This window comes from Acetobacter nitrogenifigens DSM 23921 = NBRC 105050 (assembly GCF_000429165.1).
Taxonomy (GTDB): Bacteria; Pseudomonadota; Alphaproteobacteria; order Acetobacterales; family Acetobacteraceae; genus Acetobacter; species Acetobacter nitrogenifigens.
Window position 1 is genome coordinate 1 of record NZ_AUBI01000005.1, and the last position, 26,802, is coordinate 26,802.

The 26,802-nt window shown below is 60.2% G+C and carries 24 protein-coding genes and 1 pseudogene; 11 read left to right on the plus strand and 14 right to left on the minus strand.

Features of this window, described 5'->3' with window-relative positions:
- The 5 genes from G442_RS0108580 to G442_RS25885 form a co-directional block, all read right to left on the minus strand.
- Positions 1-264, minus strand: a 264-nt coding sequence (locus G442_RS0108580; protein ID WP_154660363.1) for a transposase, incomplete at its 3' end; no start/stop codon positions are given.
- A gap of 141 nt (positions 265-405) precedes the next feature.
- The gene (locus G442_RS0108585; protein WP_026397673.1) at positions 406-813 is read right to left on the minus strand and encodes a VOC family protein; all 408 of its coding nucleotides are present in this window, start codon (positions 811-813) and stop codon (positions 406-408) included.
- 461 nt (positions 814-1,274) lie between these two features.
- Complete coding sequence (locus tag G442_RS0108590) at positions 1,275-2,123, minus strand: SDR family NAD(P)-dependent oxidoreductase (RefSeq protein ID WP_026397674.1); 849 nt, start codon at positions 2,121-2,123, stop codon at positions 1,275-1,277.
- Positions 2,120-2,761, minus strand: a complete 642-nt coding sequence (locus G442_RS21475; protein ID WP_211229131.1) for an MFS transporter — start codon at positions 2,759-2,761, stop codon at positions 2,120-2,122. Before G442_RS21475 ends, G442_RS0108590 begins: the two co-directional genes overlap by 4 nt.
- The gene (locus G442_RS25885) at positions 2,754-2,954 is read right to left on the minus strand and encodes a hypothetical protein (protein WP_051292118.1); all 201 of its coding nucleotides are present in this window, start codon (positions 2,952-2,954) and stop codon (positions 2,754-2,756) included. The genes G442_RS21475 and G442_RS25885 overlap by 8 nt, the downstream gene beginning before the upstream one ends.
- A gap of 179 nt (positions 2,955-3,133) precedes the next feature.
- Here G442_RS25885 and G442_RS0108600 point away from each other — a divergent pair, with 179 nt between their 5' ends.
- The 4 genes and pseudogenes from G442_RS0108600 to G442_RS26660 all read left to right on the plus strand — a co-directional run bounded on the left by G442_RS0108600 (position 3,134) and on the right by G442_RS26660 (position 7,792).
- Complete coding sequence (locus G442_RS0108600; protein ID WP_026397675.1) at positions 3,134-4,033, plus strand: LysR family transcriptional regulator; 900 nt, start codon at positions 3,134-3,136, stop codon at positions 4,031-4,033.
- 446 nt (positions 4,034-4,479) lie between these two features.
- Positions 4,480-4,816: pseudogene (locus G442_RS24340) on the plus strand (IS701 family transposase); the annotation flags it as partial.
- 540 nt (positions 4,817-5,356) lie between these two features.
- Positions 5,357-7,195 (plus strand): phosphomethylpyrimidine synthase ThiC, encoded by a 1,839-nt coding sequence (gene thiC, locus G442_RS0108605; protein WP_026397676.1) that lies wholly within the window; start codon positions 5,357-5,359, stop codon positions 7,193-7,195.
- Positions 7,196-7,432: 237 nt separating this feature from the next.
- Positions 7,433-7,792, plus strand: a complete 360-nt coding sequence (locus tag G442_RS26660) for a hypothetical protein (RefSeq protein ID WP_154660360.1) — start codon at positions 7,433-7,435, stop codon at positions 7,790-7,792.
- A 70-nt stretch (positions 7,793-7,862) separates the two neighbouring features.
- Here G442_RS26660 and G442_RS21480 read toward each other — a convergent pair whose 3' ends face one another.
- Positions 7,863-9,683: a putative bifunctional diguanylate cyclase/phosphodiesterase gene (locus tag G442_RS21480; protein ID WP_307188547.1), complete on the minus strand. Its 1,821-nt coding sequence runs from the start codon at positions 9,681-9,683 to the stop codon at positions 7,863-7,865.
- Between G442_RS21480 and G442_RS26145 the strand changes: the two genes are divergently transcribed.
- A complete protein-coding gene (locus G442_RS26145; RefSeq protein ID WP_246789378.1) occupies positions 9,574-9,957 on the plus strand; it encodes a hypothetical protein in 384 nt (127 codons plus the stop codon). The genes G442_RS21480 and G442_RS26145 overlap by 110 nt on opposite strands.
- A 481-nt stretch (positions 9,958-10,438) precedes the next feature.
- Here G442_RS26145 and hldE read toward each other — a convergent pair whose 3' ends face one another.
- Positions 10,439-11,896, minus strand: a complete 1,458-nt coding sequence (hldE, locus tag G442_RS0108615; RefSeq protein WP_026397677.1) for a bifunctional D-glycero-beta-D-manno-heptose-7-phosphate kinase/D-glycero-beta-D-manno-heptose 1-phosphate adenylyltransferase HldE — start codon at positions 11,894-11,896, stop codon at positions 10,439-10,441.
- Between the two features lie 292 nt (positions 11,897-12,188).
- On the minus strand, positions 12,189-12,848 hold the full coding sequence (gene gmk, locus G442_RS0108620) for a guanylate kinase (protein ID WP_026397678.1): 660 nt from the start codon (positions 12,846-12,848) through the stop codon (positions 12,189-12,191).
- A gap of 101 nt (positions 12,849-12,949) precedes the next feature.
- Here gmk and G442_RS0108625 point away from each other — a divergent pair, with 101 nt between their 5' ends.
- Together G442_RS0108625 and G442_RS0108630 are read left to right on the plus strand one after the other, a co-directional pair.
- Positions 12,950-13,783, plus strand: coding sequence for an SDR family NAD(P)-dependent oxidoreductase (locus tag G442_RS0108625; protein WP_026397679.1), 834 nt, complete (start codon positions 12,950-12,952; stop codon positions 13,781-13,783).
- A gap of 130 nt (positions 13,784-13,913) precedes the next feature.
- Positions 13,914-15,254 (plus strand): purine-cytosine permease family protein, encoded by a 1,341-nt coding sequence (locus G442_RS0108630; protein WP_051292157.1) that lies wholly within the window; start codon positions 13,914-13,916, stop codon positions 15,252-15,254.
- A gap of 45 nt (positions 15,255-15,299) precedes the next feature.
- Here G442_RS0108630 and ftsY read toward each other — a convergent pair whose 3' ends face one another.
- From ftsY to G442_RS25025, 4 genes are all read right to left on the minus strand, one after another.
- Positions 15,300-16,256 carry a signal recognition particle-docking protein FtsY gene (gene ftsY, locus G442_RS0108635; RefSeq protein ID WP_026397681.1) on the minus strand — a complete coding sequence of 319 codons (957 nt, stop codon included), beginning with the start codon at positions 16,254-16,256 and terminating at the stop codon, positions 15,300-15,302.
- A 1-nt stretch (position 16,257) separates the two neighbouring features.
- Positions 16,258-17,574, minus strand: a complete 1,317-nt coding sequence (mtaB, locus tag G442_RS0108640) for a tRNA (N(6)-L-threonylcarbamoyladenosine(37)-C(2))-methylthiotransferase MtaB (protein WP_084440456.1) — start codon at positions 17,572-17,574, stop codon at positions 16,258-16,260.
- Positions 17,571-18,410 (minus strand): diaminopimelate epimerase, encoded by an 840-nt coding sequence (gene dapF / locus G442_RS0108645; protein ID WP_026397683.1) that lies wholly within the window; start codon positions 18,408-18,410, stop codon positions 17,571-17,573. Before dapF ends, mtaB begins: the two co-directional genes overlap by 4 nt.
- Positions 18,411-18,730: 320 nt before the next feature.
- On the minus strand, positions 18,731-18,898 hold the full coding sequence (locus G442_RS25025) for a hypothetical protein (protein ID WP_154660361.1): 168 nt from the start codon (positions 18,896-18,898) through the stop codon (positions 18,731-18,733).
- 194 nt (positions 18,899-19,092) lie between these two features.
- Here G442_RS25025 and G442_RS0108655 point away from each other — a divergent pair, with 194 nt between their 5' ends.
- Positions 19,093-20,853: a DEAD/DEAH box helicase gene (locus G442_RS0108655; RefSeq protein WP_026397684.1), complete on the plus strand. Its 1,761-nt coding sequence runs from the start codon at positions 19,093-19,095 to the stop codon at positions 20,851-20,853.
- Between the two features lie 403 nt (positions 20,854-21,256).
- On the opposite strand, the gene G442_RS0108660 is transcribed toward G442_RS0108655, so the two are convergent.
- Positions 21,257-22,402: an OmpA family protein gene (locus G442_RS0108660; RefSeq protein ID WP_051292120.1), complete on the minus strand. Its 1,146-nt coding sequence runs from the start codon at positions 22,400-22,402 to the stop codon at positions 21,257-21,259.
- 238 nt (positions 22,403-22,640) lie between these two features.
- On the opposite strand from G442_RS0108660, the gene G442_RS0108665 reads away from it, so the two are divergent.
- The 3 genes from G442_RS0108665 (at position 22,641) to G442_RS0108675 (ending at position 25,294) form a co-directional block, all read left to right on the plus strand.
- Entirely contained in the window at positions 22,641-23,318 is a 678-nt protein-coding gene (locus G442_RS0108665; protein WP_371863398.1) for an ATP-dependent Clp protease proteolytic subunit, read from the plus strand.
- A 105-nt stretch (positions 23,319-23,423) separates the two neighbouring features.
- The gene (locus G442_RS0108670; RefSeq protein WP_026397687.1) at positions 23,424-24,437 is read left to right on the plus strand and encodes a ferritin-like domain-containing protein; all 1,014 of its coding nucleotides are present in this window, start codon (positions 23,424-23,426) and stop codon (positions 24,435-24,437) included.
- Positions 24,434-25,294 (plus strand): hypothetical protein, encoded by an 861-nt coding sequence (locus G442_RS0108675; RefSeq protein WP_035376393.1) that lies wholly within the window; start codon positions 24,434-24,436, stop codon positions 25,292-25,294. The genes G442_RS0108670 and G442_RS0108675 overlap by 4 nt, the downstream gene beginning before the upstream one ends.
- Before the next feature lie 357 nt (positions 25,295-25,651).
- Here the strand turns inward: G442_RS0108675 and G442_RS0108680 are convergent, their stop codons facing one another.
- Positions 25,652-26,800 (minus strand): alpha-hydroxy acid oxidase, encoded by a 1,149-nt coding sequence (locus G442_RS0108680; protein WP_026397689.1) that lies wholly within the window; start codon positions 26,798-26,800, stop codon positions 25,652-25,654.
- Between the last annotated feature and the right edge of the window lie 2 nt (positions 26,801-26,802).

Below are 26,802 nucleotides of genomic sequence, written 5' to 3' on the forward strand. Positions count from 1 at the left end.
AGCCGAATCCTGACCCTTCGCCTGTTCAAACAGAGCCTGCCAGACGCCGAGCTTTGCCCAGCGGATGAAGAGTTGGGCTGCCGTCCACCAGGGGCCGAGTTCAGCAGGAATGGAGCGCCATTTCGCGCCGTTCTGATGGCGCCAGAAAATCGCTGACATGGTCCGTCGCAGATCGCGAGGCGGGGTTTTGCCTTTCGGACGAACCGTCTCGATCAGAGGTTCCCAGATCGACCATGCATCATCGGAAAATACAGACTGTATCATGCTCATGACAAAGAGCTATGCAGTGCGCTCCGTCTTTCAAGACCTAACAGGCCCTAGCTCACTGACATTGGCCCCCTAGCGGCGCGCGTGGTCCCATGGGTAACGAAGCTCGGCCGACCACTCAGCCGCTCATGTCGGGCATTATCTTTGGTTTTTCTGATACGCTTCTTCGGAGCGAACCGGCGTTAAAGTCGTCACTTCGATGAAGTAGCCGCCCTTCGCTCGAAAATAGAAAGACCATGCACCATGTGCGTTGCGCGGCGCCTGAGCCTCCCAGCCATCTCCGCTCAGGCGCTTATACAAAGCATCAACGGCATCGCGAGACTTCTGGATGAAACCAATATGCAGGATGTCGAGCTGCTGGGGATAACCGAAGCCTTCGAGTTTGTTTTCGAAGTGGTTGACGATCAGCACCAGCCCGTCGTCGTCCTGCATGATGACCATCTTCGTTCCACGCACCACAAGAGTACGCAGGCCGAAATACTGCTCGAACATTGCGCGATCGGCGTCCGTGTCGTGACTGTAAAGGTTGATATGGTTGAGCTTCATGGCTGTGCCTTTCCGTTGGTGAGACGGACACGAACCGGTCGCAACATGGACAACGACGACCGGCCACCGACGAGGCCAATCCTCGTTGTGTCCGGCCATGGCCAAGAGCGGGCTTATTCGCTCAAGCGTGACTGTCTCCAGAGAGACCGCAGGTTGTCACCATACCTGCATCGCTGTCTTTTTAGGCAAAAACGACCTTGCTAGCAGCGGAAGCGGCGGTCAAGCGTCATGTTCGCTTTGTAGACGCTTATTGGACAACGAAAATGACTGGCAGGAGAACGGCACTGTCGGCTGTCTTCTCTGTATCCATTGAACTCACCGGATGTTTTGGGAGAGGTAAGCGGTCGGTCTACTTTTGGATAGAAAAGCAGAAAAATAGTCGTTCATCGTGCCCGCACAGCCTTCAAACTATTCTTTCCTGATCATAGAGCGATAAACTCAACCGGAAACAATATGCATATTCACGCATCCATAAAAGCAAGGAACTTTTCTTTCCACTCTGGGTGCCAGCGCGACAGGGCTGGCCGGTTCAGGACCATGTCATTTGCAGCCCAGAGAATTTTCTTTGCATCTATTTTAAGCGCAACTTCATTATCGGGGCACAGAATATAAAAATCATCCCGTTTTAGGCGATCGACGAAGTACTTGATCAATTCATCGGCTGTCCATGCCCCATCGGGTTTTGGGGTTCCCGCGGGTTTGAAAGCCTCATTCATTGGTGTCCACGTATAGCCCGGGACCAAGAGGTGCGCTGTAACCTTGTTCTGTGGAATTTGGCGTAATTCATGAGCAAGTTTCTCGGTCAGAACTTTAACGCCGGCCTTGGCAACAGAATATGCTGCATTACCTGGCGGGGTCGTAATGCCTTCCTTCGAGCCGAGATTGATAATCGCCGCGTGACTGTCTTGTGCGATCATACGGGGCACGAAAATTGTTTGAGCCATCAGAACCGAGAAGAAATTAACCTCGAGCTGATGTCGCCATGCCGGTATATCGCTCCAGGGACCGGCGCCCGCCGAGATGCCTGCGTTATCCATCAGTATGGCGACGTCCCCAAAGGCACCATACACCGTGTCCCTGAGCCGACAAAGATCTTCATACGATGTGACATCGCCAACAACCACTTCCACTGGGCCTACCATGCTCAGTTCGGCCGACAAGGTATTCAGCGCCTTCTGATCGCGATCGAAGAGACACAATCGCATTCCGCACGCTGAGAAATGACGTGCCGCAGCAGCGCCAATTCCGACAGCGGCTCCGGTGATCACCGCCACGCGGCCGGGAGCCAGAAGAGAGGAGAGGTCCGTCATTTTGGAAAGCCCACTGTTTTATTGCTGAAAGTATTGCCCACGCGGGCAACGGCGCACGACAGGCCCATCATCGCAAGACCGCCAATCGCGAGCCCACCGGCCACCAGACCTGTCGAGGGCCAGCCCAGGCCAGCATTGATGGCCATACCACCGGTCCATGCACCAATCGCATTCGACAGATTAAAAGCCGAGTGGTTCATTGCAGCTGCGAGAGCCTGTGCGTCCTGAGCTACGTCCATAAGACGAGCCTGTAAGGCGGGTACGAGTGCAAACCCTATACCGATCAAAAATAGCGTTACAGCAGCTGATAAAGGACCTGTTGCCGCGAAATAGAAAACACTGAGAAACACGACATTCCAAACAAGAATACCAAAAATTGCGGGGATCAGTGCGCGGTCGGCAGCCCAGCCACCGACGATATTCCCAACGATCATTCCGAGGCCCCACAAAGCAAGATAAAGCGGAACGTGATGGACCGAAATGTGCGCAGCTTGGGTGAGTGTTGGCGTGATATAACTGTAGACCGCAAACATGCCCCCGAAGCCAACTGTTGCCGCAGCGAGGGTCAGCCAGATTTGCGGACGACGGAAAGCCGACAATTCTTTCATTGGGGATGCATTGGCTTCCGCTTCAATCATGGGAAGGGAGCAGAGCAGCAAGGAGTGGAGAGCCCAACACAACCCCGAGTGCATAAGCGCTGATGAGATTTCCGGCTTGCGGCACAGAGACATGTGTCGAGGCAGCCATATCGGGCAGCAACCCCATTGACGCAAATTCACCCGTGCCGATGAACAGGCCGCCGAGGCCGAGCACGAATTGCGCGAACGCCAACCCGCGGGGCGCTTACACCACGTTGCCGCCTTTTTCAGCCATAAAAAATCCCGTTCTTATGATGGGCGCGTTGTCAGAATTGAGCCAATCTAAGGGGTTTCTTCGATTGAGGCTCTATCCTCTACCGTCAATGACGTGTTCATCTGAGCTCAACACCAGCGTCAGTTTTAGAGGAAGGCATGACTCATCTTACCCGTACGGATCTCGGTGACCTCAATTTGGTCCGGGTGATCGCGCGCGCTGGTGGCTTCCGGCGTGCAGCGCTCGAGTTGGATATCTCCCCCTCTGCTTTGAGTCATGCCGTGCGAAATCTGGAAGCACGACTTGGTGTAAGGCTTTTCAATCGTACAAACCGGAGCGTAACGCCGACTGATGCTGGACATGAGCTCATCGCCTCTCTCGTCTCCGGGTTCAGCGTCATCGAAGAGGGACTGGAGGGAATTAACCGGTATCGGGACCGTCCTACCGGACGCCTGCGCCTGAATGTGCTGACTGATGCAGCACGGCTACTCTTGGCGCCGGCGCTCGCGAGTTTCATTGTTCGATATCCTGATGTTAAGCTCGATATTACCGTACAGGACGAATTTATTGACATTGTCAGCGCAGGTTATGACGCAGGCATTCGTTTTGGTGGTCGAGTGCCAGAGGAGATGGTCGCACAAGCGATTGGTCAGGATCTGCGGTGGATCATGATCGCGTCCCCGGCCTATCTTGCGGCATCTCCTCCCCTGACGCATCCAACTGATCTCGCGTTTCATCGTTGTATCGGTCTACGTACGGGTACCGGTGCTCTTGAACGTTGGGAGCTAGAGCATGGTGAAGAGATGAGGGCTGTTCATGTCGATTGGGCAGTCATCGTTAACGAAACCGCACTCGCGATTGAGTTAGCTGAACGAGGCGCAGGCATTACGTATTGCCAGGAACATCGTGTCGCCCATCAGATTGAAGCGGGCGAGTTGTGTGAAGTTCTGCCAGAGAGGTCATCATTCGGACCAGCATTCCACATCTACTATCCCAGCCGACGTCATGTACCTAAAGCGTTGCGCGCGCTTATTGATCATCTACGATCTCATGACTAATAAATTTTATCTTGCAAAATATAAATATTTGAAAATTTTAAAATTAATAAAGGAAATATAATATTTTTATTCCAGAATACATATCAATCAATATAAAAATATTAATCCGATTCATTCCTGATATCGATCAAGCAGTGTCAATCTGAAAATCTTCGAGTTCAGTTATGCGTTCCGCGTCCCATCGTTGAAGTGGTCGGTAACGAGGTTCACCTATCTGCTCAGTAAGAATTTCAACTACGTATATTCGATCCGTCCGAAAATGACGGAAACCTGTAGATATTCACGCTAAGTGGCCGTTTTTTGAGCACGGTATATGGCCACCTACCGGCGCAAGGGGGGGAGCGGAATGTCGGGTATTGGGAAGAGATAGTCGGAAGTAGCCATTCGCAGTGTTCAATCCGCGCTGTCTCCGGCTGAATGCGACTGCTTGTTACCGGCATTGTGCAGGGCTACCGATCCGCCGAAACATCGCTAACGGCGACCTTGCCTGTTTTACGACATGGTGTCCAAAAGGAACAACCATGCAGGAACTCGTGAACGTCGAAGGGACGCGTTGAAGAATCGAAGAGTGTTTCGAGACGGCCAAAACGAATTCGGTCTCGATCATAACGAGACCCGCTCCTGGCATGGTTGGCATCGGCATGTCTCTCTGGTCATGCTTGCCTATGCCGTCATGGCAAGTGTCCGTTACCAGGCAAACTCACTGAAACCGAAAAAAAACTGCACCGGACACGATATTCCTTGTCCGCTGGTCCATACCGGAAATCAGGCGTCTCGTCGTAAAACTCGCACAACGCAGGCTGCCCGTCGCCCACATCCTCAGATGGTCTGTCTTTCGACGAACACATCAAGCCAGTGCTATCAGCGTTCACTCACAACACAAAATGCAACTGTAGGGGTAGAGGGAAGATTTTTGATCTGGACATATTAAGGCCGCTCCGTCTCCGCCCTCTCCATCGCGCAGCCCGACAACGCCTCACCAGGCCGCCCCGAAAGTCACTTCCCGATTGAGTGCAATTTCGCGTGACAACACGCCGCATATCGCGACCCAATATAAGCTGATGTTGACAAGCACCGGTCTTAGAGAGTGTGATCGCGCGCACCAAGGGGGGTTCCGGCAAGGAACTGAGAGGTCATTGGGCGCGTGTCTGACACGTTGCCGCGTGACGACCCTGCCGGACGCGCCAATAAGGAGGCCGCCCGGGGAACCTGATCCGGTTAATACCGGCGGAGGGACTGGTCTGGTCGCGTGGCTTCGACACGTTCGAACTCACGAAAACTACGACCGGCGCCCGTTCCTCGTTAGAATCGAGGACGTTTCTCATGAACCATATCGCCCCCCCTGCCCCACATTCGAACGCGCCTGCCCCCGGTGAAGTCACCACAGGCCCCATCTGGGGTTCACGCAAGGTCTACTCCAGCCCTGAAGGTCACCCGGGCATCCGCGTTCCGTTTCGCGAGATCGCGCTTGACCCGTCCGCTAACGAGGCTCCACTACGCATCTACGATACGTCTGGGCCTTACACCGATCTGGACGTGGCGATCGACGTGCGTCAGGGGCTGCCAAAGGTTCGGTCGGAGTGGCTGACCAGGCGTGGATTTGCCGCCTCCGTGCCTCGCGCGGTCAAACCCGAAGATAATGGCGGCGCCACAGGCGATCGCCTTGTCGCCCCTTGCCCGGCCCCACACACCGTGCTCGAGGCCGGTCACGCGAAGCTGGTGACGCAGTACGAGTTTGCGCGCGCAGGCGTCGTTACGGAAGAGATGATCTACGTGGCGCACCGCGAGAATCTCGGACGCTCCAAAGCAGCTGAAGGCGCCACGGCCCGCCGTCGCGACGGCGAAGATTTCGGCGCAGTCATTCCCGAATTCGTAACGCCCGAATTCGTCCGTGACGAGATCGCACGTGGCCGCGCCATCATCCCGGCGAACATCAATCACCCGGAGCTGGAGCCAGTCATCATTGGCCGCAACTTCCTGGTGAAAGTGAACGCGAATATCGGCAATTCAGCCGTCACTTCATCGGCAGCGGAAGAAGTCGAAAAACTTGTCTGGTCGATCCGCTGGGGCGCCGACACCGTCATGGACCTGTCGACCGGCCGTAATATCCACAACATCCGCGACTGGATTCTGCGCAACTCCCCGACCCCGATCGGCACAGTTCCGCTGTATCAGGCTCTGGAAAAGGTCGGCGGCGACGTGTCCGCTCTCAACTGGGAGGTTTTCCGCGACACGCTGATCGAGCAGGCCGAGCAAGGCGTCGATTACTTCACCATCCATGCGGGCGTCAGACTCGCCCATGTCCCGCTGACCGCCGAGCGCGTGACGGGCATCGTGTCGCGCGGCGGATCGATCATGGCCAGTTGGTGCCTGATGGAGCACCGTGAGAGCTTCCTTTACGAGCATTTCGAGGAAATTTGCGACATTATGCGTAAGTATGATGTCTCGTTCTCCCTTGGGGATGGCTTGCGTCCGGGCTCCATCGCCGACGCCAATGACGCAGCCCAGTTCGCCGAACTGGAGACGTTGGGCGAACTGACGAAGATCGCCTGGGCGAAGGGCTGTCAGGTAATGATCGAAGGCCCTGGCCATGTGCCGATGCACAAGATTAAGGAGAACATGGACAAGCAGCTACGCGAGTGTGAAGAAGCGCCGTTCTACACGCTTGGCCCGCTAACGACGGACATCGCGCCGGGCTATGACCACATCACCTCCGCCATCGGCGCCGCGATGATCGGCTGGTTCGGCACGTCGATGCTCTGCTACGTCACCCCAAAAGAGCACCTTGGTTTGCCGAACCGCGACGACGTCAAAGTCGGCGTCATCACCTATCGCATCGCCGCACACGCCGCCGACCTCGCAAAAGGCCACCCGGCGGCGAAGCTGCGCGACGACGCTCTGAGCCGCGCACGTTTCTCTTTCCGATGGGAAGACCAGTTCAAGCTATCGCTCGATCCCGATACGGCGCGTGCGTATCATGACGAGACGTTGCCGAAAGAGGCGCACAAGACGGCCCATTTCTGCTCCATGTGCGGGCCAAAATTCTGTTCCATGCGTATCAGCCAGGACATTCGTGACGACGCGCAGCGTCTGGCCGGTATGGAGCAGAAGAGCCGCGAGTTTCGTGAGGCGGGCAATACGGTCTACGTGCCTGCCGAGTAAACAAGATAGAGTGGCGCAGTCTCTCGGGGACTGCGCCACCTGCATCAGCATTTGATTAGCATCATTCGTTTACTACTCACGTGCGTGGATGGTCACAGACGTCGCGTAAAAATCAGGATGATCTAAACACATGCACCGCCAACTTCACGCGTAGGCCCAGTGCGATTCCTTACGATTCATGATCTACGCAAGAAACGTCATTTCTTAACGAATACGGGGCACTTTGCATCGAACCACATGAATGAGATGCAGAGCATGCGAAAATTTATTTTTGGCGCATTTTTAACGGTGTATTCACTGGGTCACGCGTTGGCCCAGGATTACTCGACCGATCCCGCATTAAACAAATCTCAGTGGGATTATACAGCAGGTAGCCGTCGGGTCTCTCCACCTTCATACGAAGGCGCTCCGCCGCCCCCCACACAGGTCATCATCATGCCCAACACTGCAGGCTACGGCGAAAGCGCATCGTCTTCTAGCGGAGTTCCCATGCAGCCAAGAAATCTCTCACAACGACGGAACTCTTTTTCAGCCTCCGGAAATTCAAAATTTATTCAGCCACCATTGAGCCAACCGCCAACTGATACTCATCACTGACGACTCAATGAACATCGTCTCTTGAATAGCGACACATGCCTCGCATGGGCACCCGTATCCAGTCGGCCGGTTAAGCAGGCGCCACGATACGATGATCTCTCGCTATAGCTGAAGCTTCTTCCTCCGGCATCGGCCGCCCGAGCAGAAAGCCCTGCATTTCGTCGCAGCCACGCTCCGTAAGGAGAGAGAGCTGCGCTCCTGTTTCGATCCCTTCCGCCGTCACGCGCAAGTTGAGCTTATGGCTCATAAGAATGATTGCCTCTACAATAGTCCAGGCGTTCGGATCGTTGCTGATTTTTCCGATAAAACTTCTATCCACCTTGACCTTGTCGAACGGAAAATTATGTAAATAAGCCAAACTTGAATAGCCGGTGCCAAAATCGTCCAACGCCACCCGAACGCCGTGATTCCGCAAGTCCCTAACCAGCTCAAGTGCTTTAGCCGTATCTTCCATTAACAGGCTTTCTGTAATCTCCAGCTCCAGTCGCACGGGGTCGAGCCCCGTTTCCGAGAGGATTCGGGTAACCATTTCCACCAGATCGACCCGCTGAAATTGAATCGGCGAGAGGTTGACCGCAATACTGATGTCGGAACGCCACTTCGCAGCCGTGCTGCATGCCGTTCTAAGCACCCACTCGCCTAGCGGGACAATCAACCCTGTTTCCTCCGCCAGAGGGATGAAACGATCAGGAGGTATCATTCCTCGGGTGGGGTGTGGCCAACGCGCCAGCGCTTCAAATCCGGTGATAGAACCGGCAATATCGAATAAGGGTTGATAATGAATGGCCAGTTCTTCTCGACTTAAGGCCGCTCGCAGGTCCAGTTCGATATCGTGGCGCTCACGCAGGGCGGCGTCCATACCCGAAGCGAACTCGCAAGCCTGCCCCTTCCCCCCCTGTTTCGCCTGATACATAGCTATATCTGCTGATTTCAGTATTGACACAGCATTATCGCCGTCACGCGGACTCACGGCAACGCCGATACTGACCCCCACGTAGGCGTCGTGCCCACTCAGTTCAAAAGGTCGCCACAAGCACGCGATGATCCTGCGCGCGAGTGCGACAGCATCCGAAATTTCGTCGACCGCTCGCAGAACGATGACGAATTCGTCTCCACCCAACCGAGCGATGTAATCGCCGTCCCTCAACTCAGCCTGAAACCGATGCGCAACCTGTTTCAAAAGCATGTCGCCCGCGTGATGACCAAGCGTATCGTTGACAGCCTTAAAACCATCCAAATCAAGGCACAGAACTGCTGATTGTCCTCCTGCAAGGCGGGTCTGGTTCAAAACTTGCGTCAAGACGAGTTCAAGGCCTCGTCTATTCGGCAGGGACGTCAAGGAATCATGCAACGCCAGAAATCGAATATGCTCCTCTGCAGCTTTTCGTTCCGTAATGTCACGCACGGCGAGAACAGACGCCTGTCCGTCGACATACGGAACGGATCTGGAGAGAATTTCAACGGCGATACACCGTCCTGTTGCACTCACAAGTTCGAGTTGCTGCGGAGCCGACACGATCCCGGTTTCGGCTTTTTCATTGTTCAGTATTTCGACGGACGGAGGCTCCACGAACAGTTCTTCGATCGTCCGCTTCTTGGCCGTTTCGATATCGAGTCCGGTCATTTCGAGTATTCGTTCGTTGGCGTCGATGATGTTCGACCCCCGATGAATGAGAATGCCTTCGAATGTTCCGTCAGCCAGATGTCGCATTCGGTCGCTTTCACGCTGCTGGGCGCCAGCAACACGGATATCAAGAAGCGAGGCGAGGAAAACGAGAAACATGACCGCCAGAAACTCCGACAGGCCGATGACCGCGATTGGCGAGAACGCCGCACTATCCGGCGTCTGGCTGGCCGACATCCAGTCTCCGAAAGGCAGGACCGATCCCATCGATCCCAGCGGAAGCTCTGTCAACGTGACCGCGAGCAACAGACTCGACACCAGCACGGGCCGGGCGGCTATGCTGCTGCCCAGTTCCCAGAATGCGAATCCGCACAGAGTCGACCCGACGATCATCACCGCCATCACGGCTGAAAGATCGTACGCAAGCGTGAATGGTTGCGCTATAGAAACGAGAACAGCGAAGGTCGAGCAGGACATTCCAAAGGCAAGCAAACATCCGGCCAAAATGACGTTTCTGATGCTTCGACGCTGGCAAAGATAAAGATACCCGGAAACTGCCGCCGACAGGAACGTGATCGCACCTGCGAGCAACGTGACAGGTTCCGGTAAACGCCCCCACAGACTTGGGTAGGTCGACCATAAGGTATCGAAGAAAGTCGCCAATTCCGATGCCGAAACAACAGCGCCGAACGCGAATATGCGAATCAGCGTTGGCCAACGCGAAACCAAAAGACAACGGACCGAAAGAGAACCGCCAAGGATGGCGAGCGCAAGCACCGTCAGATGCGATCGCACATGCTGCTCATTAAGCAGGAATGTAAAGAGTCGCTCCATGAGTCCGCTTCTCGAGATCTTTACGAAGCGCCAGCCATCTGCGCCTTACTGAACTTAGGCGTCGATGTCTTAACGACGTCATAAAACGCTGCACGAAACGGATCAGGCTGCGTCGGGCGAAATCAGATCTCTCTGAAATCATCCTATCTTTCAAATATTACTTGTAAAATCCAAGATCATTTGGAGGATTACTTCACCTTTCCCCTTCGAAAATCATTCCCCGCGATACGCCGCACGGTCGCAGTTGTGGAGTGACCGGCCCGCAGATTCGCCAGAACCAACCGGCCTCCCGCTGCAATCACGTCACCGGCGCCGACCACCTGCTCAGGCGTGTAGTCCGCACCCTTGACCAACACGTCCGGCATGAGCGTACGAATTATCTCCAGAGGCGTGTCCTCGGAAAAAGAGACCACTGCATCGACCGAACGCAGCGCGGCGATGACGATGGCGCGGTCCGTCAAGGCGTTTATGGGACGCGTCTCCCCCTTGAGCCGCCGCACGCTGGCGTCGTCATTCAACGCCACGATCAGCCGGTCGCATTCGGCGCGCGCCGCAGCCAGCAAACTGACATGCCCTGGATGGAGGATATCGAAGCATCCGTTAGTGAAACCAACGGTCAGCCCCTGCTCCTTCCATCGGACGACCTGACGCGCCGCCTGCTCCTGCGACAGCAGATGACCAGCAGGCGACGACATATCCTGGGCTCGCAATTCGCCGAGCACCTCGGCGATATCCGCGGTGGCCGTCCCCAACTTGCCGACGACAACCCCGGCGGCGGCGTTGGCCACCCGCATCGCCTGTTCCCACGGCATACCGGACGCCACGGCAAGAGCCATAGTCGCGATGACCGTATCGCCAGCGCCCGAAACGTCGAAGACTTCACGCGCCCGGGCCGGCGCGCCTACGGCCTGACCGTCGCACGGCACCAGCATCATGCCTTTCTCTGAACGCGTCGCGAGAATCGCTTTCGCTCCGGCCTGCGCCATGACAAGTCGCGCGGCCGCCTCCACCTCGGCGTCATCTCCGGCGTCCGCTCCAGCCGCCGCCGCAAGTTCCCGAGCGTTGGGAGTGATGCAGGTCGCTCCATGGTAACGGCTAAAATCAGAAGATTTCGGATCGACGAATACAGGCACGCCCCTGTTTCTCGCCCCCTCCATCAGGTGACGCACGACAAGCGGATCGCACACACCCTTTCCGTAGTCCGAAAGAATGACAACGTCCGCTTCGGTCAAACGCGCATCGATCGCCCGCTGCAATGCTTCGGCCTCATCAGACTGCAACGGTAGCCTGCTCTCTTCATCAGCGCGCACGACTTGCTGGTGGGTCGCAATATACCGGGTCTTGCAAATGGTCGGCCGATGCGCAGTAGTCACCAGCGCGTCAGTGATCTGCTCGCCATGACGCAGTCGGTCGCGCAGGGTGGCGGCGGCATCGTCGTTTCCAACCAACCCGACGAGAACCGCCTTGCCGCCCAGCGAGATCACGTTGCTGACGACATTGCCCGCGCCCCCCGGCATCTCCCGACGCTCTTTCAGCAACAGTACGGGCACCGGCGCCTCAGGCGAAATTCGCTCCATTTCGCCATAAAGGAAGCGATCGAGCATCACGTCGCCAATGCAGAGGACAGTGATCGCGGAAAAATCCATGACTTCAGCAAACCCGTTGTTTCAAGCGTCGCCCGTTCAGACGACCGTTTGCATGTGACGGCCCTTGTCGCCAAACGCTGATACTGATGACGCTTTTATCGCGGCGCGTTCTTCAATCTTCAAGATTTTCGCAGATGATATCCGTAAGCGAAACAGCGCTCATCCACACCAGACGTCCGCCGAAATCTGCATAACCAATAAGGTTGATGCAAGAATGCGACCAGCCGTTCCTGCAATCATGGTCTCCGATAGCTGAATAAACTATGACGCAACCTGAATCGCGTGCCGCACGTTACACAAAGAACCCGTCGACGAAGCTTTCAAGCCCTGTCTGCCGAAGAGTCTTTAACCGCGCGGATATCAACACCGAGCGGGCTTCAAGGAGCGCACGATCAAGATCCGTATTGACGATAACGTGGTCGAATTCGCGCCAGTGGGAAATCTCGTCGCGGGCCGCAGCCATGCGGCGACCGATCTCGTCCTCCGCGTCAGACCCGCGCGAATGCAGTCGACGCTCCAGTTCCGGCAAGGACGGCGGCAACACGAACAGGCTGATGACATCGCCAGGCAGCGCCGCACGAATCTGGCGATGCCCCTGCCAGTCGATGTCGAACACCATGTCGCGCCCCTCAGCCAGCGCACGTTCCACCGGCTCGCGCGGCGTTCCGTAACCACGACCGAACACCGTCGCCCATTCCAGCAGTTCCCCGGCGTCGGCCATTCGCCGGAACTCTTCCATACTGCGAAAATGGTAATGCACCCCATCGACCTCTCCGGGGCGAGGCGCCCTCGTGGTGACGGAGACAGAATCGCTGAGGCGAGGCTCCGCAGCGCGGAGAGCGTTCGCGATGGTCGACTTGCCCGCACCGGACGGCGCAGAAATGACGAAACAGACGCCCCGCCGCGCCACTGCCGGACCAGCTGCGCGGACTGGCGGCGCACTCCTTCGCATCGGATGTTCGCCGGGGTGGTTGCTCGTCATGGTCTAATGATCCCAACACGCTGCGCCAGTCACTTGCGCCCTTCTATCAGCGTCGGGTTAATAGCGCGACTATGAAACGGACCACGCTTCTGATCACCGGCGCAGCGTCGGGACTTGGCCGCGCGCTCGCGTTGAAACAGGCGAAGCCCGGCGCGACGCTTCACCTCGTCGACCACGACGCTCTCCGTCTGCAAGATACCGTCGCGCGCGCTGAAGCGCTCGGCGCCCGGTGCGAGGGGCGCCGCATCGATGTCCGCGACGCGACGGAGATGCAGGCGCTGGTGTCGGGGTGCAGGCATCTGGATCTGGTGATCGCCTGCGCAGGCGTGACGGGCGGGGTAACACGCCCAGCGGGCTGCCCAACCACTGGCGGCGCTGCTTCGCTGGAATCCGAACGGCAGGTCCGGGCGATGATCGAGACCAATCTCCTGGGCGTGATCAACACGGTGATGCCCGCGATCGACGTTATCCGCTTCCAACCGCGTGCGGACGACGGCCTTCGCGGCCGCATCTGCGCCATCTCCTCCGTCGCGGGCGTCGTGTCGTTTCCCGGCACGCCGTCCTACTGCGCGACCAAGGCCGCCGTGGACCGCTTCATGGTGGCGACAGGCGGCAATCTGCGTCGCGAGGGCGTGCTGCTGTCGTCCGTTGTGTGCGGCTTCATCTCAACGCCCATGGCGAACGTGAACGAATTTCACATGCCCGGACTAACGCAGGTTCAACACGCCGCCGACCGTATCATGAACGGACTGAACCGCAACAAGCGGAGAATCGTCTTTCCACGCTGGCTCGTCGTTGGCTCGCGTCTGATGGACATGCTGCCGATCAGTCTCGCTGAAAAATATTACCTCAATCAGCCTGTCGGCGCCGCCGGGACATTGTGCCGGGCAGGCGACCCTTCCTGAGGCGGGCTGGGCGCATATACGCCGCCCGCACTCCGTATTAACGTTACGAAGGCGATTCGCCGGACGTCGCATCCCCATCAACGGAACCTCGCCATTGACATCGCCCCCGCAGCGTAACGCTCACGCCCTGATGGAAGATCTGTCGGCGGCTTCCGTGCGCGAACCCGCCCCGCTGTCGCGCAAGACGATGCCGATGGACCGCGTGTTCTGGAGCCATTTCTCCCCCAATCTGGGGCCGGGAGGCTGGGTCACCGGCGCCCTGCTGGTCAGCCTTGGGCTGGACTTTCGAACCGGCGTTCTTGCGATCCTGCTCGGCAACGCGATCGGCGCCTTGCCGGTCGCGCTGGCCGCGGCGATCGGACCGCCCACGGGCCTCACCCAGATGGAGGCTTCGCGCCGAGCGCTCGGAACGCTGGGCGTAAGGCCGCCCTCATTTCTCAACTGGCTCTATTGCGTCGGCTGGGATGCGGTGAACAACGTGCCCGCCGCCGCCGCGCTGATCGCGCTGCTGGCGGTGTTCGGCCTCTCCGCGCCGTTCTGGCTCGCGCTCGGCGTGCTGGCTGGCGTGCAGATGATCGCCTCGATTTACGGACATCACGTGGTTCAGGCGCTTCAGAAATATCTGGGGGCGCTGCTGCTGGCGGTATTCGCCCTGATCGGCCTGACTTTCGCGGCCAACGGCGGATCGGTAATCCATGCGGAACATTCTGTCGGCTTCGCCACATTTCTGCTCGCCGTCGGGATTCTCGTCAGCTTCAACCTGTCATGGGCGACCTACTCGTCCGACTACACACGATATTTGCCGGTGGACGCCGACCCGAAACGTGTAGTGACCCTTGCTCTCGCCGGGTTGCTGACCTCCGCCGTACCGTTCCAGATTCTCGGGTTGCTGACTGCAGCGAGCATCGCGGAACCCTCGCCGACCGCCGTGATCGCCAGTCTTCAGCACGCCATGGGTCCGCTTGGCCCGCTTGCGCTCGCCGCCATCGCTTTGTCGTCGATCACTGGAAATTCTTTCAACGACAACACTGCCAGCTACAGCCTGATTTCGGCTGGCATTCATGTCCCGCGCGTGGCGGCGGCGATCATCACAGCCTCACTCGGCTACGTGCTGGCTGTGGCGGGCGCCGGACGTTACGCGTCGCTCTACACAGACTACCTGTTGGTGACGATGTACTGGATAGCCCCTTGGGCGGGAATCGTGCTTGCAGACTGGTATCTGGTTAAAAAGAACGATCCCAACGTCGCATACGGGCATGAGCCAGACGCGCCGTCGGGCTGGACGCATGGAGCGACGATTTTCATCGTAACGTCCGCGCTGACGGTTCTGCTGTTCTCCACAAGCAGCCTTTATACCGGGCCTATAGCGCGATGGCTGGGCGGCGCGGATATCGGCTACTATGTCGGCTTCTTTGTCGCCGCGCTCTGGTACGCCGCTACGGCTCGCCCGCGCGGCGCAAGCTCGCGTTAGAGCGGCGACGCAGGCCGCGTCGTCAAAGGCTTCCGTGTTCCGCCGTCAGTCCTCGGTCGGCGCTTCCTCGGAAACCTCGGCGACGGTCGACACCTCCGCCTTGCCCACCAGTCCGCGCGCGAAATCCTCCGCCGAGAACGGACGCAGGTCCTCCGCCTTCTCGCCCACGCCCACGGCGTGCACAGGCAGCTTGAACGCATCGGCCAAAGCAACGACCACGCCGCCGCGCGCCGAACCGTCCAGCTTCGTGACGATCAGGCCCGTGACGTTCACCAGTTCGCGGAACACGCGAACCTGCTCCAGCGCGTTCTGCCCCGTGGTGGCGTCCAGAACCAGAATGACCGAATGCGGCGCCGTCTCGTCGAATTTCTTCATCACGCGGATGATCTTCGCGAGCTCTTCCATGAGAGCGCCCTTGTTGTGCAGACGCCCGGCAGTGTCGATCAGCAGCAGATCGGCGCCTTCCGCACGACCGCGACGCAGCGCCTCGAACGCCAGACCGGCAGCGTCGGCGCCCGGTTTTCCGGCGATTACCGGCGTTCCGGTGCGCTCGCCCCACACCTGTAGCTGCTCGACGGCGGCGGCGCGAAAGGTATCGCCCGCGACCATCAGGACCTTCTTGCCCTGCTCGCTGAAATAGCGAGCCATCTTGCCGATCGTCGTGGTCTTGCCTGTACCGTTGACGCCCACCATCAGCACGACATGCGGCTTGAGCGCCGGATCTGGCTCGAAGGGAATCGCGACCGGCTGCAGCACGCGGGCGATTTCCTCGGACAACGCGGCGCGAATTTCGTCGTCCGTCACCTCCGCCCCGAACCGCGTCGCGCGGAACGAATCGATGACGCGACCAGCGACCGCCGGGCCGAGGTCGGCTGCGATCAGATGCTCTTCAAGATCCTCCAGCGCTGCTTCATCGAGCTTGCGCTTCGTGAAGACCGCTCCGAGTTTCTGGGTGGAACGAGACAGGCCCTGCTTGAGCCGTGAGAAAAAACCGAGCGCCATGTCAGATCGTTTCCGCCACGACGCCGCCCGCGTCAACCGCTACGGCGCGCACGCGCTCTATGCGTCCGATTTCGGAAGGCTTCGTCAGCCTTACCGGCGCGAACTCCTCGCTATGGCCGGAATCGGCTGTCTCCATGAGCACGCTCAGTTCCTGCCCGATAAGGCTGCGGTAATACGCCTGCGCCGCCGCCTCGCCGAGGGCGCGGATACGCGCGGCGCGCGCCTTTCGCTCGATAACCTGCACGGCGGGCATCCGCGCAGCGGGGGTGCCGGGGCGCGCACTGTATGGAAAAACATGCAGAAACGGCAGTGACGCCTGTTCGACGAACGCCAGAGTTTCCTCGAACAGCACGTCGTCTTCAGTCGGAAAACCCGCGATCAAATCGGCTCCGATGCCGATGCGTGGCCTGATCGCACGGGCGCGCTCAATGACCCGCGCGGCGTCCTCCACCAGATGACGCCGCTTCATGCGCTTGAGGATCATGTCGGATCCCGCCTGCAACGACAGGTGCAGATATGGCATGAAGCGGGGCTCGGATTCCAGCAGACGCCATATATCGTCATCGATCTCCACCGGATCGACGGAAGACAGCCGCAGCCGCTCCAGTTCAGGCACAAGCGCAAGCAGACGACGACACAGCTGCCCGAGGCGCGGCGTTCCCGGCAGGTCCCCACCCCAAGACGTGATGTCCACGCCCGTCAGCACGACCTCGCGATAACCAGACGCGACCAGCGCCCTCACCTGCTCGACGACCGCTCCGACCGGGGCGGAGCGCGACGGCCCGCGACCGAACGGGATGATGCAGAAGGTGCAGCGATGGTCGCAGCCCTGCTGCACCTCGACGAAGGCCCGGGTACGCCCGGCGAACTCCGTCACCAGATGCCCCGCAGTCTCCCGCGCGGCCATGATGTCGGAGACCGCGTTCCCCTGCGTCAGCGCCGTCGGCGTCCAGCTTTCGGCCTTCAGCTTGTCCTCGTTCCCCAGCACACGCGTCACGCCCGGCAGGGCTGACCAGCGATCAGGATCGATCTGCGCGGCGCAGCCCGTGACGACGATGCGCGCGCCGGGGCGCTCGCGGTGGGCGCGACGAATCGCCTGTCGCGCCTGACGCTCAGCCTCGCCCGTCACGGCGCAGGTGTTGACGATGATCAGGTCGTCCAGCCCTGTGGCATGGCCGCGCATGACCTCGCTCTCATACGTGTTGAGGCGACAGCCGAACGTCAGGATATCGACGCCGCGCTCCGGCGAAGGCGCGGGTGACACGGCTTCCGGCGCGAGCGCCGCTGCGGACTCCACCAGATGCTCCGGCGCGCTCATCGGGGGAAAGCCTCGAGATCGACAACGCCTTCAAAGGCAAAGGCGGCCGGGCCGGTCATCAGCACATGGTCGTCCGCCGCCCACTCGATAAGCAATTCGCCGCCATCGGCCTCGACCGTCATGCGACGTTCCCCAAGGCCGCGTCGCGCCGCATTGACCACCGCCGCACACGCGCCGGAGCCGCAGGCGAGCGTGAATCCCGCGCCACGTTCCCACACCCGCAGGCGCATGCGGTCCGGCGCGTCGATGCGAGCGAAACCTGCATTGACGCGTTGCGGAAACAACTCATGGACCTCGATCTCCGGCCCTGCGGAGGAAGCGGCTATGTCATCGACGAAGAACGTCACGTGCGGGTTGCCCATCGACAGCGCTGCGGGCTCTCCCGCCAGAGGCAGGCGGAGCGTGTCGGCCTCCCGGGCCAGCGGCACGTCGCGCCAGTCCAGTTGCGGACGCCCCATATCGACTGTCACCCGCGCCTCGCCCTGCTCTCCTGCATCGAGCACGCGGGCGGCCAAGAGGCCCGCCTGCGTACGCAGCGTAAACGACCGGGCGTCGCTCTCGCGCGCCAGAAGCGCCGCGACGCAGCGCGAGGCGTTGCCGCACGCACCGGCCTCGCCGCCGTCCGGGTTGAAGAAACGCACATGCACGTCCGCGTTCCCGCCTTCCGCCTGAATGTCAGGGCGGGAGAGCGTCACGAACTGATCGGCCCCTATGCCGCGTTTGCGGTCCATCAGCGCGGCGATGCGCCGTGGCGTCAGGTCGAGCGATCGGTCACGTTCGTCAACCACGACGAAATCGTTCCCCAGTCCATGCATCTTGTGAAAAGCGGCGCGCATGCGGGCCTTATAAGGCATCCTCCTTTTGGTTGCGAGGATTGCCGCAAGTGGATTTCTAGAAGGCGACGACCTGAGACGTTACAGCGATGGCCAACGCCTTCGTCGTTGGGCGACGCTCCATGGAGATCTTTTAGTCGACGATATGGCCCAGGATTACAGGTCTGTACCCGCACGGAGCGTCGCGGGCTGCGCCGCGTCCCCGCTTTAGCATCGCGTTACAGTCATCCCACATATGCGTGTCCGACGACTGAAAGCGGTCTCCGGCCATAACGGGCTGGACGACAGAACCCTAACTCTACGCACGGAAGATTCATTATGTATCAGACGACGTCAGCGCGCGCCTCTTCGCAATAACGATGCTCCGACAGCGAAACTGGCCGCAAATCAATACCTCCGACGCATGAGCGACTCCCGATCAGGCCCGTCATGACTTGAACCTTCGCAGCATGAAGGGTAAACCCCGGCGTTCCGGTGACGTCGCCCGACATGGCGTTTCATCTTTGTCGGCGGTTCGAACCGCCACCGGACTCCCACAATCGACCGCTCCATCGTCAGGAACGACGTCGTCCGCGCGCCTGCACACCACCAGCAGGCGGCAGGGTCATACGTCGTGAATGCTGGCGTTCGCCGGCGATAGTCTCTATGCCCACCTTCCGATCCCGCTCAGGAAACCTTTACCGTCATGCCTTTTCCGGACTCCGCCGCCCCCCTCGCCCGCGCGCTCGCCGAACGCGGCTATGAAGAGCCGACCGCCGTTCAGGCCGCCGTGCTCGCGCCGGAGGCGCGCGGACGCGATCTTCTCGTCTCTGCGCGCACCGGTTCAGGCAAGACTGTCGCCTTCGGTCTCGCCATGGCCGAAGAACTGCTCAACGACGAAGGGCGCGCCATTCACGTTGCGACGCCCGCCGTTCTGGTCGTGGCGCCGACGCGCGAACTCGCGCTTCAGGTCAAAAACGAACTGACCTGGCTTTACGCCCAGACGGGCGCGCGTATCGTTTCCTGCGTCGGCGGCATGGAGCCCCGACGCGAGGCGAGCGCGCTGGCCGCTGGATGTCAGATCGTTGTCGGCACCCCCGGCCGCCTTTGCGATCATCTGGCGCGCGGCAACCTGAACCTGTCAGCGCTGCGCGTCGTCGTTCTCGACGAGGCGGACGAAATGCTCGATCTCGGCTTCCGCGAAGAGCTTGAGACCCTGCTGCAGGCGAGCCCAGAGACGAAGCGCAGCTTCCTGTTCTCCGCGACCATCGCCCGCGAAATCGCGCGCCTCGCCAAGCGTTACCAACGCGACGCGTTGCGGATCGACACGATTGGCGACAACGCCCCTCATTCGGATATCGAATACCGCGCCGTTCTGGCCGACCAGACCGACACAACGGGCGCGATCATCAACGTCCTGCGCCTGGTTGGCAGCCCCTGCGCAATGGTCTTTTGCCATACCCGCGAAGGCGTGCGGCAGATGCAGTCGGCCCTGCTCCAGCACGGCTTCGCCTCGGTCGCCATCTCCGGCGAACTCGGCCAGAACGAACGCAGCCGCGCCATCGAAAGCCTGCGCAACGGGCAGGCGCAGGTCTGCGTCGCCACCGACGTCGCGGCGCGCGGCATCGACGTGCCGACCCTCGGCCTCGTGATCCACGCCAGCCTCCCCAGCAATCCGGCGACCTTGTTGCACCGCTCTGGCCGCACCGGCCGCGCCGGACGCAAGGGCGTCTGCGTGCTGGTCACCACGCCCGCGCGCAGACGTCAGGCAGACCGTCTGTTTCAGGCGGCGGGCGTCGAAGTTACCTGGAGCGCCGCGCCGACCCCCGACGCGATCCGCGCCGCCGACGTCGAGCGCCTGCTCGCCGATCCGGTCCTCGTCAGCAAACCGCCCTCTGATCAGATCGCTCTTATCGAACGGCTGGTCACCGAGCGGACGCCTGAGCAACTGGCCGCAGCCCTCATCGGGTTGTGGAACTCCCGCCTGCCGGAAGCCGCACGCATTCGCGCCATCGCGCCAGGCGCCCCCTCCCCGCGCGAACGCGCACCCGCCACCGCGCGACGCGACAATGCGGACGGCCCTCCGACGCGCCGACGCGCCGAGCAACGCGACGGATCGGGCTCATGGTTCCGCCTGTCCGTGGGGCGCGCCGATCGCGCCGATCCGAAATGGCTCGTGCCGCTCCTTTGCCGTCTCGGCGGCGTGACGAAGCCGGACATCGGCGCAATCCGCATCGCGCCGACATATACGCTTGTCGAAATCGCGTCGGACAAGGCTGACCGCTTCGCGTCATGCGCGTCGGCTACTGACGATGACGAGATCAAGATCGAACCAGCTCAGGCGCCATCCGACAACGAAGCGCCTCCGGCTCGTGGCCGTTCGCCCGGCAAGAAGCCTGTATACAAGGGCGGCGGCAAGGGACGCGGCGATCGTCCCGCTGGCCCATCTTCACGCAAGCGTCGCTGATATACTCCCGTTCAAGCGGAAAGCTCGAACGGGCGAGAAACGCAGCGCACGACGCTCCAGACAGTGTTCACCACGCCTTGGTTCGGTGGACACTGCCCTGTTCACGGGAACGACTACGCGAACCCGTCATTGAATCGAATTCGTAAAGACGGAAGACGGGCGTCGAGTTAAGCCGCCATTTGGTCGGGCAAACCCCACTGACTGGAAAAATTCATTCCAAACAAGCGACTGGAGCGCATAGGCCGAGAGTCAGCCGTGATGCCCGTCGCGCCGACAGCGGGCTACGCGCTGGGCGGCGTAAATGGCGGTTTCATGCCGGGCCCTAATAAACCACGCGCAAACCGCAAATTGCGCGTACGGTGGGGACAAGGACGGGCCCCGCCACTCTACAATCGAAAAATCATCAGCCGTTTTTGCTTACGTGGGCATCCGCCCCGAACGCCGATCCCGAAATGTGGATTGCAGAGCCCGGCACGCCTCTTTTGACAAGAATGTCAGCAAGCGTTCGGGCGCGCAGCAATCCCAGTTCGACAGCGTGCGCCTGATCTTCGGGAGCCATGGACACGGTATCGCCAGCGCCGTGCACAAAGAGCGTGGCGCTCCCGCGCGTAGCGACCAGCTTGTTCAGCGCTGGCTCCTGCCCGACCACGAGCTGGTCTGAGCCGGCCTGAAATCTGATCAGCACCCCATCCGGATCCGACAGATCGTAATCGGGGCGCTTGACGTCCGCCAGCTTAGAGTCGGCGGGCGTTTCAAACCCCGGAAACTCAGCGGGAGATGGAGGGGCGTTGGGAATTTCCGGTAATACGACTGGCCCAACCTGAGCCGACGCCTTCGGTTCCCGGAATTCGGGCATAGCGATTTCGGGCTCGTCTCCCGACGTTTTCGCGGACGTCGTTTCTGCTTTTGGAGACGTCTCCGGTTTGGTTACGGAAGTCGAAGGCGCGGTCGCTGAGGTCTGGGGCGGCGACGTCGCCTCCGCGGCATCCAAAGTGGCGCCTAACGACCCGCCTGGCGCCACCGGCGACGCCTTGGCGGGGGAGGTTCCGGTCGACTTGCCTGTCGCCTGCGCGGCGCCTGTATCCGTCTTCGGTCCTGGCGCTTTCGCGGCCACCTGACCCGGCGGAGGTGGAATGACCGGCGTCAGGGCGCCATTCTGCGCGACCGTGCGCTGGTTAAGATTACGCGCCTGCACAAGTTGCTGGGTAAGCGACTGCCGGAGGGCGGGCGACGGAAGATCCGGCCCGGATGTTGGCGTCAACCCAACCTTGGGATACGGCGCGGCCTGCCCCGGCGGCGGCGGGCGTTGCAGAGCGATGGCGCCGCCCTGATGCTGCTGGTACCACTCCAGCGTCGAATCGACGACGTCGCGGTGTTGGCATCCGGCCAGCGCGGCCACGACGACCGAACCTGCGGCAATTTTCGCCGTCGCGCGCGAGAAAGGCGAAGGCTGCCCAACCCCTGGCGTGGACGGCGGAATCTCGCATTGCCCGACAATTTCGGCGGGCGGCGACACGAGCATAAACTGACGGAGCGAAAGAAGCCTCATTTGCCAGCCAGTCTAGCCCGTTCCGTCGTTTCTGGCGAGGCGACGCCGAACGATTCCCGAGTGTCTTTCGAGCAGAGGCCCGCAAGGCTGCTTACGGGCCTCGCAATCGCCAAGGAACGCCCCCATCTGTTTCGGACGCCTGCTCTCTCCGCCCCCTCTTGGCAGCGGACGCGCAGCGGCGCAGGATGTAGCCATGACTTCGCATCTCCATTCAGAGGAGGCCTCCGCTATGGGCTCCATGAAGAACGACCACGACCTGCGGCTTGCTCGCACACAATTCGACGAAGATCCGGACGGACCCGATATCCCTGAGCCGCAGGGGCCGGACGTCAAGGAACCGGACGACAACAAGACGCTGTCCTCGCCGGTCAACGAACTGGAGAGTCGTCTGTTCGATCAGCGCAAGGTGCTGATCTTCGGCGGTATCAACGACAAGATCGCCCGTGACGTCACCGGTCGCCTTCTGGCGCTGGCCGGAGCCTCGGACAAGCCGATCGACGTCTATGTCAATTCGCCCGGTGGCCATGTCGAAAGCGGCGATACGATTCACGACATGATTCGTTTCGTCGATTCGATCGCCCCGGTGAACATCATCGGCACGGGCTGGGTCGCGTCCGCTGGCGCCCTGATCTTCGCGGCCGGTCACAAGGACCGCCGTTTCTGCCTGCCGAACACCCGCTTCCTGCTGCACCAGCCGATGGGCGGCGTGCGCGGCCCGGCGACGGACATCGACATCGAAGCGCGTGAGATCGTGAAGATGCGCGAGCGTCTGAACCGCCTCTTCGCCCGCGAGACCGGGCAGTCTTATGAAAAGATCTGCAAAGACACGGACCGGAACTACTGGATGTCCGCCGAAGAGGCGATTTCCTACGGTCTCGTGACCAAGGTCATTTCCAAGCTCTCCGAGCTCCACTAACGCACGCTCATTCCGCGCGAGCATATCGCGCGGAATGGCCCTGCAATCGCTCGCAGTCCATCGGCCTTCGCCCGGATTTGCGGGCCTATACCGAGCGCCTGCGACATGAATGCTCTTTCTGATATCTACAGCCGTCTTCCTGACAACCTCGACGATCTGCCGCCCCCGCCCAACGAAGCTGCGGTGCAGGAAGCGGATTACCGCGCACGTCACTGGAGTTCGACGGTCCCGGGACCACTGAAACCGGGATCTCAGGAACACAAGCAGGCTGTCGCGCAGATGTTCCGCGACACGTTCAATCCCTACAAGCCTTCCGTTATCAACTGGCCGAAGCTCGATCCGGAGACGCTGAAGCGCGTCACGTCGCTGCCGATCTGGGACATCGCCGTTCAGACCGAAGGCAAGGCCCGCCTCCGTATGGCAGCCTACGCCAGCATGATCGACGATCCTGACATGAAGGATGCGATCTCGCGCAACGCGTGGGAAGAGAACCGACACAAGGAAGTCCTCAGCAAGCTCGTCGAGGCCTATGGCATCGAAATGGCCCCAGAGCCGCCCTATATCGAGCCAGGCGATCCTGAGTGGGCGTATCTCGTCACCGGGTTCTCCGAGTGCGTCGACAGCTTCTTCGCTTTCGGGCTGTTCAAGGTCGCGCAGACGTCAGGATTTTTCCCAGCGGAACTGATCGAGACGTTCGAGCCGGTTATGCAGGAAGAGTGTCGTCACATTCTGCTCTTCGCGAACTGGCTGGCATGGTATCGCGCCACGGGTCCGGCGTGGCGCCGTCCGTGGTTCGAACTGAAGGTGCTCGCTGTGTGGTTCTTCCTTGTCTACGAACGCATCGGCCTCGCCCGTTCAGTCGACAGCGACGGGAAGGAGCACACGCAGGACAACAACTTCACGGTGACCGGCGCACAGGAAATGACCAGCCAGGACCTGACGCTGGCTGACTTCATGGCGCTGTGCCTCAAGGAAAACGACAGGCGCTTTTCGGGATACGATCGCAGGCTCCTGCGGCCGAAACTGGCGCCGAACCTCGCCAAGGCGGGTCTCTGGGCGCTTCGCCTCGCAGGCCGCAAGCCGAAGGCGGAACCAAATGGCTTTGCCGTTCCCGCATGAGCATCAAGGCGGGCTCAGACGCACATAAGCGCCTGTTCTGTGAACAGTTCATCGCCACGCATCAGTCGTTCGACCCGGAAACGCTGCCCTGGCCGGAGTTGGACGAACGCGACCTGACGCGCTTGCGCAGCATTCCGTTCTGGCAGGAGGTGTATCACACCGAGCGCCGTGCGGGAGCGATCGTCGACGCGTTCGCTCCCTTCGTGCACGACCAACTGGTACGGGACGCGGTGGAGATGCAGGGGCTTGAAGAGACCCGTCACGCGCGCCTGATCCGCACGATGATCGATCGCTACGGGATCGACGCCACCGAACAACCGATCGAAAAATTTCCCGCCGATCTCGAGACCGCATTCATCGATTTCGGATTCGGAGAGTGCCTCGACGCGTTTTTGGGCTTCGGCGCATTCAAGACGGCCCGCCAGTCAGAGTTTCTGCCGGAGGGTCTGTTCGAGATTTTCGATCTGCTTATGTTCGAAGAAACGCGGCACATCGTGTTTTTTATCAATTATATGGCCTGGCGAGAGCGGCAGCGCGGCCTCGGCCGAATACGGCGGACTATCAAGTCATTGAAGTTCTACTCCAGAGCGGCGCAGCGGCTGCTCGGGATGGTGCGCCGCGGCCAGAACGCCAATGACGGGCATGATTTCGCCGTGACGCAGACTGCCGTGTTCCTGGAAGGCTTCGCGTTCCGTAACTTTGTCGAGGATTGCTATCGCGAAAATGCCCGTCGAATGGCCGCGTTTGATCCGGATCTGATGCAGCCCCGCCTGCTGCCTGCTATCGCCAATCTGGCGCTGCAGGGGTTGCGGTTGTGGCCGCATAAGCCCGCACACCAGACACCCCATCCGGCGTAGGGCGCCACAGTGGCGCACGCAAAGACGAACTTCTCATGCGTGCATCATTGTGTTTTGGAACATCCAGAGTCAGCGCCAATATCGCCGCCAGGCGCGGACAATATGCCGCCTCACGATTTGCATTTGGAATATAAAAAATATCACCAAATATTTTAAAGAATTGAACGCCACCCGGAGACATCTCCGGTAGATTTTAAAAGCTCTTGCAGACGAAAGACCGCTCCCCGCAAAGCCTTGGCCTCGTATCACGAAGCGATCCAACCACTCCCCACTGGCGGAAAGGATCGATTTGTGCACGGTGTTTACCAAGTGTGCGATAAGGGCCGTATCCACGAACCTGCGTGACGGAATGGCGCTTCAGTTCGTTCGCGCCCGCAATATGGCCGCTCCTCGAGCCCGCAAAGCCGAAATCGAGGTCAGTCCAGCCAACGCCATAACGTCGCGAATTTCCTTTGCCAGCCCGCCAAGAGTCGCCATGACTCCCGCATGACCACCTGCAGCGAGTCCCCAGGCCCACGGTCGCCCGATCGCAACAGCTGTCGCGCCCAGCGCCAGCGCGGTGACGACATCGCCACCGCACCGGACGCCACTATCGAGAATGACGTCCCCCCTCCCCGCCACAGCCGCGACGATGTCTTGCAGGACGTCAAGGGTGGCTGGCGCGGGATCCATCTGCCTGCCGCCATGATTGGACACGACCACGCCATCCGCGCCCGCCGACATGCAGGCGCGCGCGTCGTCGCTCTCCATAACGCCCTTGACGACCAGCTTTCCCGCCCACTCCGCACGCAGCCAGTCGAGATCACGCCAGGTCAACGTCGGGTCGATCTGCCCTGCCGCATTCCCCGCCTGCTCCAGCAAAGTCGCGCCCATGTGGTATGGTTCAAGATTGCCAATTTTGGGCTTGCCGCCACGCGCCATCCCAAGACTCCAACGCGGATGCAACGCCATGGACGCCAACAATGCGGGCGATGGGCGCGTCAGGCGTCGGAACCCGTTGCGTGCGTCCCGGCGCCGCAACGGGGTGATCGGCGTATCGACGGTAAGGATGATCGTCCTGACGCCGCATGCTTTCGCACGCGCCAGCATGTCCTGCGTCAAACTCCGATCTCGGAAAACGTATATCTGAGAATAAAGCTTCGCATCATTTGTGCGAGATAACTCTTCCATGGACGCTATGGAGAATGTCGACACGCCCATCGGGACGCCGACCCTCGCGGCGGCCGAGGCTGCAAGGCTCTCTCCGCCTGGCCACATCATGCCGCCAAACCCCAGGGGGGCCAGCATGAATGGCGCCCCCCAGCGCTCTCCAAGGCAATCTGTTTCAATATCCACCTGCGAAACATCGGTCAGGCAACGGGGCGTTATGGTCCAACGACCAAACGCCGAGCGGTTGGCCTCCAGCGTCGCCTCCTGAAATGAACCGCCATCGACATAGTCGCGAAAAAGTCCGGGAAGGCGGCGGTTGGCCAAACGCCGCATATCGTCGATGCCAGAGAATTCCATGA